The 15,485-nt window shown below is 56.5% G+C and carries 14 protein-coding genes; 8 read left to right on the top strand and 6 right to left on the bottom strand.

Features of this window, described 5'->3' with window-relative positions; all coding sequences use genetic code 11:
* Positions 1–285: 285 nt before the first annotated feature.
* The 5 genes from ABSE61_RS29130 to ABSE61_RS29110 all read right to left on the bottom strand — a co-directional run bounded on the left by ABSE61_RS29130 (position 286) and on the right by ABSE61_RS29110 (position 4,047).
* Positions 286–495 carry a hypothetical protein gene (locus ABSE61_RS29130; protein ID WP_423874620.1) on the bottom strand — a complete coding sequence of 70 codons (210 nt, stop codon included), beginning with the start codon at positions 493–495 and terminating at the stop codon, positions 286–288.
* Positions 471–1,469, bottom strand: coding sequence for a helix-turn-helix domain-containing protein (locus ABSE61_RS29125; RefSeq protein ID WP_423874619.1), 999 nt, complete (start codon positions 1,467–1,469; stop codon positions 471–473). The genes ABSE61_RS29130 and ABSE61_RS29125 overlap by 25 nt, the downstream gene beginning before the upstream one ends.
* A 475-nt stretch (positions 1,470–1,944) precedes the next feature.
* A complete protein-coding gene (locus tag ABSE61_RS29120) occupies positions 1,945–2,346 on the bottom strand; it encodes a nuclear transport factor 2 family protein (protein WP_423874618.1) in 402 nt (133 codons plus the stop codon).
* 97 nt (positions 2,347–2,443) lie between these two features.
* Entirely contained in the window at positions 2,444–3,133 is a 690-nt protein-coding gene (locus ABSE61_RS29115) for a sensor histidine kinase (protein ID WP_423874617.1), read from the bottom strand.
* A 386-nt stretch (positions 3,134–3,519) separates the two neighbouring features.
* The gene (locus tag ABSE61_RS29110; protein WP_423874616.1) at positions 3,520–4,047 is read right to left on the bottom strand and encodes a cytochrome P460 family protein; all 528 of its coding nucleotides are present in this window, start codon (positions 4,045–4,047) and stop codon (positions 3,520–3,522) included.
* A 443-nt stretch (positions 4,048–4,490) separates the two neighbouring features.
* On the opposite strand from ABSE61_RS29110, the gene ABSE61_RS29105 reads away from it, so the two are divergent.
* The 8 genes from ABSE61_RS29105 to ABSE61_RS29070 all read left to right on the top strand — a co-directional run bounded on the left by ABSE61_RS29105 (position 4,491) and on the right by ABSE61_RS29070 (position 13,187).
* Positions 4,491–4,697: a hypothetical protein gene (locus ABSE61_RS29105; protein WP_423874615.1), complete on the top strand. Its 207-nt coding sequence runs from the start codon at positions 4,491–4,493 to the stop codon at positions 4,695–4,697.
* Positions 4,698–5,116: 419 nt separating this feature from the next.
* Complete coding sequence (locus ABSE61_RS29100) at positions 5,117–5,419, top strand: hypothetical protein (RefSeq protein WP_423874614.1); 303 nt, start codon at positions 5,117–5,119, stop codon at positions 5,417–5,419.
* 121 nt (positions 5,420–5,540) lie between these two features.
* Positions 5,541–7,193 carry an NAD-dependent malic enzyme gene (locus ABSE61_RS29095; protein ID WP_423874613.1) on the top strand — a complete coding sequence of 551 codons (1,653 nt, stop codon included), beginning with the start codon at positions 5,541–5,543 and terminating at the stop codon, positions 7,191–7,193.
* Between the two features lie 82 nt (positions 7,194–7,275).
* Positions 7,276–8,730: a class II fumarate hydratase gene (fumC, locus tag ABSE61_RS29090; protein WP_423874612.1), complete on the top strand. Its 1,455-nt coding sequence runs from the start codon at positions 7,276–7,278 to the stop codon at positions 8,728–8,730.
* Between the two features lie 10 nt (positions 8,731–8,740).
* Positions 8,741–9,514 carry a DUF1275 family protein gene (locus ABSE61_RS29085; protein ID WP_423874611.1) on the top strand — a complete coding sequence of 258 codons (774 nt, stop codon included), beginning with the start codon at positions 8,741–8,743 and terminating at the stop codon, positions 9,512–9,514.
* A gap of 13 nt (positions 9,515–9,527) precedes the next feature.
* A complete protein-coding gene (locus ABSE61_RS29080; RefSeq protein WP_423874610.1) occupies positions 9,528–10,991 on the top strand; it encodes an alpha/beta fold hydrolase in 1,464 nt (487 codons plus the stop codon).
* A 684-nt stretch (positions 10,992–11,675) separates the two neighbouring features.
* Complete coding sequence (locus ABSE61_RS29075) at positions 11,676–12,110, top strand: organic hydroperoxide resistance protein (RefSeq protein ID WP_423874609.1); 435 nt, start codon at positions 11,676–11,678, stop codon at positions 12,108–12,110.
* A 96-nt stretch (positions 12,111–12,206) separates the two neighbouring features.
* Positions 12,207–13,187: a thioredoxin family protein gene (locus ABSE61_RS29070; RefSeq protein ID WP_423874608.1), complete on the top strand. Its 981-nt coding sequence runs from the start codon at positions 12,207–12,209 to the stop codon at positions 13,185–13,187.
* Between the two features lie 126 nt (positions 13,188–13,313).
* Here ABSE61_RS29070 and ABSE61_RS29065 read toward each other — a convergent pair whose 3' ends face one another.
* Entirely contained in the window at positions 13,314–15,320 is a 2,007-nt protein-coding gene (locus tag ABSE61_RS29065) for a PAS domain-containing sensor histidine kinase (RefSeq protein WP_423874607.1), read from the bottom strand.
* Between the last annotated feature and the right edge of the window lie 165 nt (positions 15,321–15,485).

Genomic DNA, 15,485 nt, shown 5'->3' with positions numbered 1-15,485 from the left:
TCACATCTCCAGCCACCATCTTGACGCTTCATTCAACGGCGCCATTGCACGAAAATGTGCTGGTTTGAAGTTTCATGACGAGAATCCGGGTATGGCCATGCCCTCCGCCGAGCGCGAAGCAATTTTATTGTTCTCCAACGGTGCACCCTCTCACGGAGTAAATAGCGCCTGCCTAACAGCCAAAAAAAGGACCGATGGCGATACGCCATCGGTCCTGCTTCTGCGCTTAAGCGATCGAGGTGGAGGGGGACACCTACATTCGCGGCACCAGCTGATCGTGGGGGATCAAATCAGCGATGCATGACCGGCGCAGAACTCCTGATCATTCCTTCTGAAATTTTCTGCCGCGTCGGGCTTCATCAGTAGCGACATTAGCTCCGTCGCCGAAGCGCTATTGAATTTTCCGGTCACCGGTAGAATAATTCTGACGGCGATGACGACACGCAAAACGACCAGACTCTCCCGCTGATTTACCGCCCTTGCTGACGCCGCCATGCCGCCGGGCTCACTTTGACGCGTTGCGAGAAGACTCGCGTGAAATGCGCCTGATCCGAGAACCCGGTGTCCAGGGCGATCCCGCATAGCGGTTCATTGGTGTTGAGAATGAGATGCTTCGCATGCTCTACACGCTGATGAAGCAACCATTGATGCGGAGCGCACCCGACCGTTTGCTTGAATGCTCGACTGAAATGGCCCGTAGACAGGCGGCAGGCGCCTGCCAATTCTGGTAGGCTGAGATCGCCCGACAGATTTGCGCGCAACATTTCCTTTGCCCGCCTCTCCTGCCAGGGCGCCAGGCCTCCCCGGCCGTACCGCGGCCGGAATGGAATCGGGGCATAGGTCCTGGCCAGGTGCGCTGTAACAGCTCGTGCAGTGTGGTCGGCAAACAGTTTGTTGGCCCGGTCGGGTGCTGCCAGGGCCGGAAGCAGTGCCAAAGCGAAGTTTTTTAAAACCGTATCTGCACGTGCGAGACTGATGGGGCAGTGCAGCTCCTCGATTGGTGCACCTCCTTCCGCCGAAGTGATGTCATCAAATGCGGATTGCGGGATGCAGAAATTCACGACATCAAACGGACTCCGGATGTCCGCTCGCCATGCGCTCCTCATGTCATTGACATGTAGCACGCCGGCTTCGAGCGCACCTGACGATTCATGCTCATCGTCACACCAGACGTCGTAAGCGTCGAGCCTTTCCAGGTGGACGCACGCCACGTACCATCCGCGTTTGATCGCGCGGTCGGTCATTCCATGACCCGGCTGTTTTCGCGCGATGTGGTTGATCACGAAATCGCTGCCCGGAACGGTACCGATCGAGAGTTGCTCCATCACGTCCAGGCGGTTGGCGAGAGTTTGAGCGAAGACAACACTTACTTCTGCCTCGCTTTGAGTTTGCCGGCTTAATACTGGTCCTGGACCTGGGCGGGCCCTGATCTCGGCGCCTCTGGAGTTGCTCACTTCAACGAAGTTCATATCTATTCCTCCTGCGGGCCCATTCGAGCTCAATGCATTTCTCGGAGCATTTCGGCTCATTTGGGCGGCCACTTTTCGAGTGCCGGAGTCTCCGAAGCCAAAGCAGGTTGAGCTTCAGCACGACCTCAATACGACCTGCGATATCTGAAAGCCCGTTATTGAACCGCAGCGAGTGTGAGAAGTTGTGAGCGTCGAGGGGAGCTTTTGGTTCACCGGAAAGCGCGCGCGAGAAGATATGCCCGGTCTGTGTTCGCAGGGCTCGAACAAGACAGGAGCGTTTTCACTAGTAATCGTCGTATATTAGGCAGTTCCGAGTCCGGGGGTTCCGTCGCCCTATGTAATGCGCAGTTGGCCGTGGAGAGCTGACCAATCGCACCGAGCGAAGCGACGTCCATGGGCAGTTGCAGGACTGCTCCCAAGACCGCCATAGATCACCTGACACAGGAACCGCGCAGGTCAACCCCGAGGAAACGCATCAAACCGGGTTCTGACGAAAAAGCTCAGCAACCAGCGCCGAGTCAAGGTAGGCACGGACCTCAACAATGCGATCTCCTTCGAATCGGACTACCCAGCAATAATGATTGTCGAAACGCATCCCGTTGCGAGCGATCGCGTCGGAGACAAGTTCGACCACCGCCACATTCGATGCGACGATCAAATTGGTCACATGCAGCTGGGCTCCCTTCGGCAGCACCTTGCCTAGCTTGCCAAACGTCGCCTCCTGAAAGGCGCGCTTGGAGAGGTAGTGACCCGCAAGAGGGTGGGTGCCCATCACTGTCCAGTCGACGTCGCCGGCGACATGCTCAAAGAATGCTCCTCCATCGCCGGTCTCTAGACCTCTGAAAATCTCACGAACGTGGTCAGGCGTGATAGCCATCTGGGTATCTCCCGATTTGCGAGTTGCACGAACTGCGGGTGTTTCCCCCTTTCGCACCAGAGATTTCGCTGGTGTGTGTTGTCTCGATGCACTCCCTTCAACCGCCTTGAACTGTTTCCTCGATCGGGAAGGACACGATCGCTACGCTACCGTTCGATCCGAAGCGTTGATTGACCCTGCCGTTAAGCCCGCGTGCTAGCTGATGAATGATCCCGATTCCCTGCCCGGGCCGAATGTTTTCTGGACCGGATCCATCATCGGCCACACGGCATTCCACATCGGTCCCGCGCTTTTTCAACTCAACTCGAATCGTCCCACCCCGACCAGCGAAAGCATGCCGGAACGCGTTCGTAATGAGCTCGGATACGATGAGGCCCAGTCTCCAGCACTGCCTTGAGCTTAGTTCGAGGGAATATTCGACAAGCACGAGTTCGATGCCGTTGCGCTGCAATTTCGCGCGGCTGATCGATTGACAAAGCTCGCGCAGATAAGCGGCCGCGTCGATCGGCCTATTTGCTGTTGGCATCTGCAACGCGCGATAAACGCGAGCGTGGTCATAAAGGTGCTCGGTTACTTCGGCCAATACGGCCTTGACTTCGCAATTGGTCGACCGTCCAGCAGTACAGGAGATGATACTGATGGTTGACGTCAGTTCGTTGTTGATCCGATGCGCCATTTCCTGCAACAGCAAAAATTCTCCGAAATCATCCGTCCACGCCTCTTCAGCCCGTATCGAAAACTGCCTCTTTTTCCTGTTAAACGCATTATTGTTGCCAGCGATCTGCATGTGTTTGCCTCTGCTATGTGATGATGGCCACATTGGCGATGAGCGCTGCTAGTGGCTTGAATTTTCCAGCCGACAAATTGTCGATTCCTACGCTGCTCATCGCCAGGCCGGATCTGTCATCATTGCCGGCGCTCTTCCGATCGCTCCTGCTGATATCCAGGAGTGGTCGTGCCAACGATTGGCGAGGCCGGCCCCGCCTCAACGCTTGGATCTGGAAGTCGGTCAAATCATCGTGCGTCCCGCCTAGCCACATCTATGATCACGATCAAGATTGGCACACTCGCAATCAGCGTCATGACAGCGAAGGCGGAAAACGCCGCGATGTATTTTAAAAGTGGCCGCCGCGTTTACTTGCGGACTCGATCGACCGCTGCCGGACCAACTCGTCAACGTGCATATTGCGTAAATAGCATATCGTGCCCCTTTGCTCTACTCTCGTGGCACGGAAAACACGTCTCATGCTGGGCCTCGTCGACTGGTTTACTGGCGATGAACCGGCCGAAGCCCCAGCCACCCGTCGCCGCGTATTTCTTTGAATCTTTGACCATGATTTGAACCGTCGTCGCCGCACCAGGAACGAAAGCCGTCGGGGCCCCCAAGGCTACATCATCTCCGAGTGACGGCACACGCTTCCAGGCTACCTTGGCCAACATTGCGCCGTCTGGAAACGGAAGCGTTCCTTCTCGATAGGCTTTCATCGCAACGGCGTTGCCGAGAATGACCCGTAATTCATCGAGGCCGACTTCCTGGGACGGGGCGATCACTTCCCACTGCCGATATCCGGCGGGAATTGTAACGCCATAGATCGGCGACCCATCAACTGCGCTACCCGAAGCGGCGAAGGGCTTGGATGCGGCGAGGCCCGCTAACGTCGCAACTGCGGCCACCAAGAACGGTACAGAGATTGTCTTCATGGACCACCCATCTGCATACGTGAAACTGCCGGACGGCTGGCGCCCTCGGCGCGCAGACCGTCGAAGTTGATGCTCATACCAAGGCTGGTAAGAAGCTTGTAGAAATCTGCCGAACCTAGTCGAAACTAGTCATCTGGTCGTTTTGCTGCCGACGCGTTGGCCGGCGGATTTACAACTGAAGCTCGCCGCCTATGAGGATGCCCCTACCTAAGGGGGCGTCACTCTCACTAAACGGCAAGCGATGGCGGCAGGTTCGACATTATGGCTAGAGCAGATCGCGCGATCAGCTCAAAACGATCGCTTTTCAAAGCGCGGCATTCGCTTCGTCTTTTTTGTGAAAATACGGCGCGTTTTCTACAAGCGATCATCCGTCTCCCAGCATATCCGTTGCTCGATCATAAGCGCATCTGCCTTGACCTAGAGCTGAGCTAACGGAGATCACAATGCGAAAGACGGTTCTTTTTATCCTCAGCATGGCACTTGTGTCTGGACCGATGATCCAGACGGCAGCAGCCGCCAGGCAGGAGCATTCCTATGCGGCCACCCTGGCAAACCACGAAGAGCGGAAATTTGACGACTCTGGCTTCAGTGGACGGGATTCATCGCGAACGGGCGGTGAAAACCCGAATCCAAATCCCTTGAAAAGCTAATCCAACCGGATGGGACATTGGGAAGACGTCAAGAATGTTTTCCCGATGTCCGCGAGGCTGATCTTGAGAAGTTGCTAACGTACCCGGCATCGCGTCACACCCGCAAATTCAGGAGGCGTCAGTGCACACCAGTTCAACATTTCTTCGCGACGATGCAGCAAACCAATGTGCGATCTGTGGTCGAAAGTTTGGTCTCCTTCGGCACTACGCCTGGCAAACAGCACTGTGCTCAAGCAGGTGCTACGAACAATTTCGCGGTCGCGAAAAGGGAGATCGCGAATGGCTGAGCGCCGGCGATCAGGGCAATCGCATTTCCATACAGACATGCGCCCACTTCCGAGCCGTCGCCTCACATCATTCGTGATCTTACTGAACCATCGTCGAAATATTGGGCTGAAAGGCGACAGGAGAACTTTCCGATGAGAATCATTGCTGCGGCTGCGCTGTCACATTTTGCCCACGAGAGATTCGAGTCAATCTCCGACTTCGTGATTGTCGTTCGGAACCTGATCAAGGACGTGCGCGATAGCTACCGGCCGGAACTTCACTACATGCGCGGGCCCGGTCCGAAATGGCGCGCCAAACATCAGCCGTTATTGAGATTCGATTCTGAAACCGCATTGCCAACCCGGCGCGTTCCTCAGGGAGTTGTCGTTCCGGCCCAGCTTTCCCGCAATACCAACGCGAAGTCCGCCGTGAGTTTTCGTTCGCGGCCCGCATAGCTCCGTTTGCGCAACGACAGAGAGCGGCGACCTAACGGTCTCTTTGCAGATGTTAGATTTCTACAAGCCGGAATCGGCCCCCGCGACCACTATTGAACGCTCACAACTGGAGGAGACAACTATGATTGCGACGCTGCTGGAAAGAAATGACGCCGCCACGAATGATACTCGATCTGGCACAGCACTCTTCAACGACCCCATCCGCAATAAGGGCACCGCCTTCACGAAGGATGAGCGTCGCATGTACGGCATCGAAGGCCTCTTGCCTCAGGCCGTGGAAACCCTCGACCGCCAGCTGGAACGCGTCATAGGCCACCTCGATGCGAAGTCCACTGATCTGGAGCGTTACATATACCTGGTCTCTCTTGCCGACCGCAACGAGACGCTGTTCTTCCGGACACTGATGTCTGATCCGGCGCGTTTCCTGCCCATTGTCTACGATCCTACTGTCGCGGACGCTTGCCTGGCGTTCGGACACATCTACCGTCGTGCCAGGGGCATGTATATCGATCGCAGCATGAAGGGGCGTATGGCCGAGGTGCTACGCAATTGGCCCCACCGTGACGTCCGGTTTATTTGCGTTTCAACCGGCGGTCGCATTCTCGGCCTCGGAGATATTGGCTCGAACGGCATGGGTATCCCGATCGGAAAGCTTGAGCTCTACACCGCTTGCGCAGCGATCCCGCCCAACGGCCTGCTGCCCGTGATGTTTGATATCGGAACCGCGAATGAGGCATTGCGCGCCGACCCGCTGTATCTCGGATTGCGCGCCCCACCGCCCTCCGAGAAGGAGCTTGACGAACTCACCGAAGAGTTCGTGCAGGCGGTGCAGGACGTGTTTCCCGGCTGCTGCATTCACTTCGAGGATTGGAAGGGTACAGACGCTATTCGCATCTTCGAACGCTACCGCGACAAGGTTCTCTGTTACAACGACGACATTCAGGGCACGGCCAGCGTGACCATTGCGGGTCTCACGACGGCACTCCAAATCAACGGAGAAGTGCTGGCAGACCAGCGGTTCCTGTTCCTCGGCGCCGGTTCTGCCGGAATCGGCATCGCTAACATGATCGCCGAAGCCCTCCAGGGCAAAGGGCTCACGCTTGACGAAGCACGCGCCCGCATCTCGTTATTCGACATCAACGGTCTACTGGAGCCAAGCCGAAGGGACCTCTCATCAGCGCAGAAAGTTTACGCGCACCCGGCGCAGCCATCAGCGGACCTGGTGGCGACGATCGAGGCCTTTAAGCCGACGATTTTGGTCGGCGTGAGCACCAAAGGCGGTGCCTTCACCAAAGAGGTGGTGGAGGCGATGAGCCGCCTCAACAAAAGACCGATTATCTTTGCGCTGTCAAACCCAACCGACAAAGCGGAATGCACGGCTGAACAGGCATACACGTGGTCGAAAGGAAAGGCCTTGTACGCAGCGGGCGTTCAATTTCCCGATGTAACCCTGGATGGCCAAGTCTTCCATCCCGGTCAGGCCAATAATTTCTATATCTATCCTGCCGTAGCGCTGGCGACCTATGTCGCCCGTCCGCGACGCATCACGGATGCTTGCTTTGTCGCCGCAGCCGAGGCTAGCGCCGATCAGGTGGGCCCTGAACTGCGAGCCAAAGGCATGTTGTTCCCTGGTCAGGCCAACATTCTTGAGATGGAAGTTACGACTGCAACGCGTGTGGCAGAGTTCATGTTCGACCATGGACTGGCTCAAGCGAAGCGACCCAGCGATGTTCGCGCTTGGATCGAAGATCAGCTTTACGTTCCTCGCTATTGAATCCGGAACACAGCCATAACGATAAGCTGTCGCGAGGCGCGTGTCGCGGCAGCTTCTTTCCGACCTAAGGGAGCGCCATGTCATGAATATCCAACCGACCCCAGTACTGCGCAACATTCCGATTGGCATCGATGCCGAAGGCCAGCGGCGCGAGACGGACTCCATGGGCGCCGTCGACGTGCCCGCCGACCGTTACTGGGGAGCCCAAACTCAGCGCAGCTTGATTCACTTCTCGATCGGCAACGACCATATGCCCAAGTCCGTCTATCATGCTTATGGCTATGTGAAAAAAGCCGCTGCGCTTGTCAATGCGGCGGCGGGCCGGTTACCGCCGTGGAAAGCCGAGGCCATTGCGCGCGCGGCCGATGAGGCCATCGCTGGCAAGCTCGACGGTCACTTTCCGCTTTACGTGTGGCAGACGGGATCCGGCACGCAGTCCAACATGAACGTCAATGAAGTGCTATCGAATCGGGCAATCCAGCTTCTCGGCGGGGCCATCGGCAGCAAGTCCCCGGTGCATCCGAACGACGATGTAAATTTGGGACAATCCTCAAACGACACCTTTCCCAGCGCGATGCATGTCGCGGCGGTGCTTGAGCTCGAAACCAAGTTACTGCCCCACGCTGAAAGGCTAACAGCAGCGATCGAAGCCAAATCGACCGAATGGATGAACATCGTCAAGACCGGACGAACCCATCTTCAGGATGCAGTGCCGCTCACGGTGGGGCAGGAATGGTCGGGTTATGCGCGTCAAATGCGCGACGCGATTGGCCGGGTTCGGGCATCCGAGTCTGGCCTGTTTGAGCTGGCCGCCGGTGGCACAGCCGTGGGCACCGGCCTAAACGCTCCACCTAACTTCAGCAAGGAGATCGCTGCCCAGATCTCCGGGCTCACCGGGTATCCGTTCATTACCGCGCCCAACAAGTTTGCGGCGCAGGGTTCGCTTGACGCGATGGTTGCCGCAATGGCAGCACTGCGCGGATTGGCGGTAGCGTTGATGAAATTCGCCAACGATATGCGCTGGTTGGCGTCGGGTCCGCGCTGCGGTCTTGGTGAACTCTTATTGCCAGAAAACGAGCCCGGCTCGTCGATCATGCCAGGCAAGGTCAACCCGACCCAATGCGAGGCCATGGTGATGGTTTGCATCCAGGTAATCGGAGAAGACAACGCGGTCGCCTTCGCCGGGAGCCAGGGAAACTTCGAGCTAAACGCGATGCGCCCAATCATCATCAACAACTTCCTGCATTCGGCGCGAGTGCTCGGAGACGCCTGCGAGAAACTTCGGCGCTTCTCGGTAGAGGGGACACAGCTCAATCGGAAGCAGATCGATACCATGCTCGATCGCTCGCTCATGCTTGTTACCGCCTTGACCCCGGTAATCGGCTACGACAAGGCTTCCACTATTGCCCACCTAGCAAATGACAAGGGTCTGACACTTAGGCAGGCCGCAATCGAAACCAAGTTCATCGACCCCGCGCGCTTCGATGAAATCGTCAATCCGGAGAAAATGACCGGCAACGGCTTAGCTGGCGCATAGCCTTAGTGAAATGGCCCGACGCATGGCTCGCCAGCACATTGAGAGCCGGATAACGGCATCAAACTCCCTGCTCCGCCTGCAACTGCTAACGGCCGTTCTTGGCCTAATAGCGGGGAGCCTAGATGTCATCTCCTTCCTTGGCCCGAGCCAAATGTTCACTGCGCACGTCACTGGCAATCTGGTCATACTAGCGGCTCACCTCGTCGGTGGCGCCCCAATAGAGCCCGCGGTACTGCTCTCGCTACCAGTCTTCGTAATAGCACTCGGTCTGACGCGGCTCCTAGCGAGTGGATTGGACGCCGTAGAATACACCACATTGCGGCCACTGCTTCTGTTGCAGTTTATATTGCTGGCCAGCTTTCTTTCGCTCGCTCTCATCGAGCATCTAAGATCCAGTACAGCTGCGAGCATCGTTACTGTTGGCGGTTTGCTCGGCGTCTCAGCGATGGCGGTTCAAAACGGCCTGGTGCAGGTATCGCTCAAGGGAGCACCCGCGACCGCGGTAATGACAACCAACGTCGTGCGCCTCTCCGTGGATATAGGCACGTTATTCCTCCGACCCGATCGCGAGCAGACCGCAAAAGCTGCCGAGCGGGCCACCAAAACATGGCCGGCCGTCTTCGGATTTACCGTTGGTTGCGCCTTCGGAGCGGCCTGCGAGGACCGATTTGGTTTGCTCTCTCTGACGCTTCCGACCTCCCTTTCACTGATCGCTCTGGCTATGGGGGCCGCTGAAATTGGTGAGCCCGAAGGGCGTGCCTGTGAAGTCGTGGCAGCCGAGTGACCAAAAGATGACAATGAGCAAGGATCGCATTCACAGAAAGCTCGCGGCGATCGTCGCAGCCGATGTCGCGGGATATTCGCGCCTAATGAGCACGAACGAGACCGGCACCATGCAGACCTTGTCTGAGTATCGCCGGCTGATGGACGATCTCATTGCACAACATGGTGGGCGCATCGCGAACTCCGCAGGAGATAGCGTGCTTGCCGAGTTCGCAAGCATCTTTGACGCCGTAGAGTGTTCGGTAAATGTGCAGATGAGGTTGAGTGAAGCTGCTACCGGGTTAAGCGAAGACGCCGCACTGCGGTTTCGCATGGGCGTTCATCTCGGCGACGTTATCATTCGAGGCACCGATCTGCTTGGCGACGGCGTCAACATCGCCGCGAGACTCGAGGGCATGGCAGAGCCCGGCGGAGTCTGCATCTCAGGCGTCGTGTTCGAGCAGATCGAGGGCAAGATTGACCTTTCTTTTAGATCTTTGGGAATTCAGTCCTTGAAGAACATCGCGAGGCCGATCGAAGTCTATGCTATCGAACTTAACAAGGAGGACCGTCTGCCACCCGCTGTGACTTTTTCATCGGCAAAGTTTCAGCAACAGATTAAATATTGCCGATCGGACGACGGGGTTCGATTGGCTTACGCCTTAGCCGGCAATGGGCCGCCGCTGGTCAAATCCGCGAATTGGATAAATCATCTCGAGCTTGATTGGGAACTTCCAGTCTACCGTCACATGCTCGCCGGCTTGACCAAGCACAACACTCTCATCCGGTATGATGCGCGGGGAAACGGTTTGTCCGATTGGGACAGCAGCGAGTTATCGCTCGACGCGTGGGTAAACGACCTGGAGGCGGTCGTGAACGCTGCGGGCCTGGACCGATTTCCTCTGTTTGGGTTTTCGCAGGGCTGCGCAGTTTCGATTGCCTATGCGGTGCGCAATCCACACCGCGTCTCGCGCCTTGTCTTGTTCGGAGGGTTCGCAACCGGCCGATTCAAGAGGCCATCGACGACGCCAACTGATCTTGATCGCTTCCGGGCTATCGCCACGCTGATGCGATGCGGTTGGAATTCCGAAGATCCTACTTTCCGGCAAATGATGACCTCGCAGCTAATGCCGACGGCTACGAAAGAACAGGCGCAGGCATTCAACGAGATGCAACGGAGAAGCCTGTCGGCAGAGAATGCCGCGCGACATTTCGAAACAGTCAGCAACTTCGACATTCGCGACCTCGTGTCGAAAGTTTCGATGCCAACCCTGATCCTGCACATTCGCGATGATCTTATGGTCCCGATTGATGAGAGCAGGAGACTTGCAGCGGCGATATCGCGTTCAAGACTTGTATCGTTACCGGGGAAGAACCACATCCCGCTCGAGAATGATCCCGGAATGCCCCAGTTTTTTGAAGAACTCTTCAGCTTCCTGAACGGTCGCACTTTTGAAACGGCCGGTGCGCCGACCGTTTCGTCCAATTCCACAGCATGATGGCACCGCGCAGGCCGCTATTTAATCCTACCCTTTGATGGCCTCCGCAATTTTGACGTCCGACGGTTGCGAGCTTCGCGGTAAGCGAAGCTGTCACCGCGTAACTAACTTGAATTGTTGGTTTGCGAGGCAAAGACTCCTTTTTCCGCAGCCATTTTGTGAAACTTCGACCGGATTCTACAAGCGACCTTTTGTCTCCCGGAATACTGATCGCTTCATGGTGAGGCGAATTTGCCTTGCCCGGGAACCCACCTAACGGAGGTCACAATGCGAAAGACAGTTCTATTAATCCTCGGAACGATGTTGTTTGCCGGGTCGGCGACGGCAGGCGAACAAGCCCGCAAGGCGGACGATACGTCAGCAACCACGCAAGATCCGCATGCTCGCCGTGCATACGATCAGTTGAATGGGCCTACCGAAGCCGCTCCACTGACGCCGGAAGAGGAACGAAACAAGGAGGACTTTGGCTTCAGCGGAAGGTCGCCGTCGCGGCCGGGCGGTGAAGATCCAAACCTCAACCCTCCCAGCTAGGCATCCGAGATTGCAGCGGACGCGAAACTGATCTTGTTCTTTATGCGGTGGCACCATTCCCGGCCCAAGCATGGGGGTGGTGCCGCACCGCATATTCTACGCCCGAGCTGGGTCATCCAGCACGCTAGCTCCAACAATTGAAATGAGAACGCTATGACCCAACAGTTCGCTACAACGCAGCCCGAGAAACTATTATACACCGCGAAGGTTCACACGACCGGGGGACGAGAAGGTGCGTCGCACAGCTCCGATGGGTATCTGGATGTCAAACTCTCGACGCCTGGCACCGCACATCCCGGCACCAATCCAGAGCAGCTGTTCGCAGCCGGCTGGTCTGCCTGCTTCGAAGGCGCGCTGGGCCTTGCAGCCCACAAACGGGCAATTTCGCTTCCCGCTAGCCTCGCAATCGACGCCGAAGTTGATTTGCTTCTCAGGGACAGCGGTTATTCGCTTCGGGCTCGCCTCAACGTCAGCCTGCCAGGCATTGACCCTGATATCGCGGGAAGCTTGGTGAACGAAGCGCACCAAAACTGTCCGTACTCCAAAGCTACGCGGGGCAATATCGAAGTCGCAATTAACCTCGTCTGACTGGCCTTCTTCCGTCGTGGCTTGAATGAGATTTATGGATGCTCGGTATCGCGTGCTTGCCGGCACCTTCACGCCCCCGCAGATTGGAACATGAAAATGCGCAAGATTTTCGCTTTGGCAGTGCTCGCAATGGTGTTGGCTCTCGCTGCCACGCAGTTTGGCCCATCTGCTCTTTTCGGGGATCAAAGCAACGCGAGCGACCGCGAGCCGGCGCCTGAATTTGCCGGCATCTCTACCTGGCTAAATTCCCCACCCCTTACGATGGCAGCCTTGAAGGGAAGAGTGGTGCTGGTCCAGTTCTGGACCTACTCCTGCATCAACAGCCTGCGCACGTTACCGTATGTGACGAACTGGTACGAAAAATATAAGGATAGAGGTTTCATCGTCGTCGGCATTCATACACCGGAATTTGCTTTCGAGAAGCAGACAACCAACGTAGAGGCGGCGGTCAAGCGTTACGGAATTACTTACCCCGTCGGCCAGGACAATCAATACAGCACCTGGCGGGCCTACGGAAATCAGTACTGGCCGGCGGCATACCTGATCGACAAGTCCGGCACGATCGTCACAACCCAATTCGGCGAAGGAAACTACAAACAATTAGAAGAGGCGATTGCCAATCTTGTCGGGGAACATCTACCCCTCACCCGTGCGCCCGATCCCGATCTGAGCGTTATCGGCTCGCCTGAGATGTATTTCGGCGCCGATAAGAACACCTATGCGATCGTGGGGTACCAAAATTCCGATGCCGGAGAACGATCCTACACGCCGCCCGAGCAACTACCGCTTAATCGCTTCGCCTTGTCAGGCGACTGGAAGCTGGGCAAGGATGCCGCCATTTCATCGACGGACGGCGACGAGATTGTGCTTCGGTTTCGAGCGCCTAAAGTTAACCTGGTAGCCGGCAGTTTGGTGCCACAAACCTTGTCAATCACCGTCGACGGCACACCTCAGCCGTCGGTGACCATCCAGGGAAGTCAGCTTTATCCGATCTATGTCGGAATCAATGGTGAACACTTGCTGCGCGTGACAGCCCCAAAGGCTGGTTTAAGCGCTTACACGTTCACGTTCGGCTGAGTATTTTTCTCGATGGGCAGATCACAAGACCCTTAATATCGATCATGTCTTATTCTTCGGATACCCCGACGAGTTTAAATCATTTCGACGGCACCTGGCCAATACAAATGCCGGCTGCGCAATCGTTCAGGCAGCTTTTTCCCTCGCCAGGGAAAATTGGAAAATCGCCCCTCGCGGCTCAGCCGCAACTGCCCACAACTGTCCTCCATGCGCTTCAACGATCGAACGGCAGATCGACAGGCCGATGCCGAGGCCGCTGGGTTTGGTGGTATAGAACGCATCGAACACGCATTCGGGGTTAGCTTTATCGAGCCCCGGACCTGAATCCTTGACCGCGACCATCATCCGCTTTGCGTCTAACAGCTCCGAACTGATCAGCAACTCTCGTGGCCCCCCATCGTCGCCGCTCATCGCTTCGATGGCGTTCATCACCAGGTTGAGAATCACCTGCTGGAGCTGGACTCGATCGCCTTCGATCATTGGCAAATCATCAGCGAGCCTCGTCTGGACTGAAATGTCGTTATTGGCCGCCTCAGCCAGCGTTAATGTGACGACGTCGTGCACAGCCTCATTGATGTCAAGCCAGTCGTTTCGTGGCCCTGCTTTTTTCGCGAGAGCACGGATTCCGCGGATGACCTCTGCAGCACGGGTGGTATCTCCGATGATACGCTCCAATGAATTTCGCGCCTTTGCGACGTCCGCTGGCTCCTTGTCGAGCCAACGCAGGCCAGCACGCGCGCTCATGGCAGCTCCAGTGATGGGCTGGTTAACCTCGTGAGCAATCGAGGCTGCAAGTTCTCCCAGCACCGAAATTCGGGCAGCATGCGCGAATTCAGCCCGAAGCTGTTGCAACCGTTCCTGAACGCGGACTCGTTCCGATATGTCAACGAGAGCAACGAGCGTTCGATCGCCTTCGCCTGGCCTCGCGACAGTGAGCAAGGCGTCGATGATCCTCCCGTCGAATGTTTCGAGCTTCACCTCTTCTTGAAATGATCTCTCGCGACGGAAGCGGCTTTCGATGGCCCGCCGTGAGGCGGTCGGACTTTTGGCAAAAATCGGTGCAGTCGATAGTCCGACGAGCTCGTGCGATGAGTAAACGCCAAATAATTCGGCCGCTCTTTTATTAACATCCTTAATGACATGAGCCTCCTCGAGGAGGTGCTTGAAGTTGTGATTTTCGTCGATGTAATCTCCGATGTCCGTCACGCCATGCTCTCGAAGCTCTTCGAGCAATTCATTCGCCTTCCCGGCATCGATCTCAAATACCGCCACCGGCATACAATCGAACAATTCGCGGTAGCGTTGTTCGTTCAGACGCAAGTCTTGTTCACGCTTACTTTGGGTCGTGACGTCTACCACAGCGCAGTTGAATAGCAGGCGTCTATGTTCGTCCTCAAACGCCTGCGCTACCAATCGAATATGCTTGGTGGAGTTGTCGCGTGTCGTCAGACGATATTCGAGATCAAAATCCTCGTGTGTCTTCGCTGCACGACTAATAGATTGCTCGACCAAAGCCGCATCCGCGGAGTGTACGCATTTCAGGATCAGCGCTAGCGTCGGCTTCGTGTCAATGTCGTGGCCGAGAAGTAGCGCAGTGTCCTGCGACCAGAATATCTCTCCATCTGAGATGTTCCAGACAAAGCTGCCCGCCTTGATCAGGCGCTGAGCTTCCGCAACATGACCCTCTTTGAGCCGCGCTTTAGCTTCGGCGCGCTTCCTCTCATCAATATCGAGGCAGACCGCGTGCCATCTCGTGATGTTTCCTCGATCGTCTCGGCTCGCCTCGGCGTTGACCAAAAACCACCGATAGGCGCCGTCAGATCTCCGAAAACGGGCCTCCGCTTTCAAAGACACTCCTTCTTCGCAACTGATCCGCCACGCTTCGAGAAATTCGGGACAGTCGTCAGGGTGGAGGACAGCCGTCCAGATGAAGTTTTTTTCCGCCGGCGTCAGCCCAGTGTAGGCCGAAAATGCCCGATTCACGATTTCTAGCCTACCATCGGGCAAGAGAGCCGCGACCAACGCCGGAATCATCTCGATCGTAAGGGCGCATGCGTATTCAGTTTTTGCTGAAAGTGCCTCGCGCCTAAGCGCCTCGGCTCCGATCCCGGAGGGCTCAACGTCACCACTCATCAAAATGGGTCCCAAAACCCTCAGCCTATCAACTCTAACATGTCCATCGTACCGCGGAACACCCAAAAGCGATGAGCATTTCCCGATATTTCAGACTGACGGCTTGGCGATACCTTGGCCTTCCGGGTAGCGGAATTCCCCAAGTTCCAGTACTTATAACCGGGC

Origin of the sequence: Bradyrhizobium sp., assembly GCF_049519115.1 — a bacterium.
Taxonomy (GTDB): Bacteria; Pseudomonadota; Alphaproteobacteria; order Rhizobiales; family Xanthobacteraceae; genus Bradyrhizobium.
The sequence above is the reverse complement of the archived record's forward strand: the minus strand, read 5'-3'. Positions and strand labels throughout refer to the sequence as shown.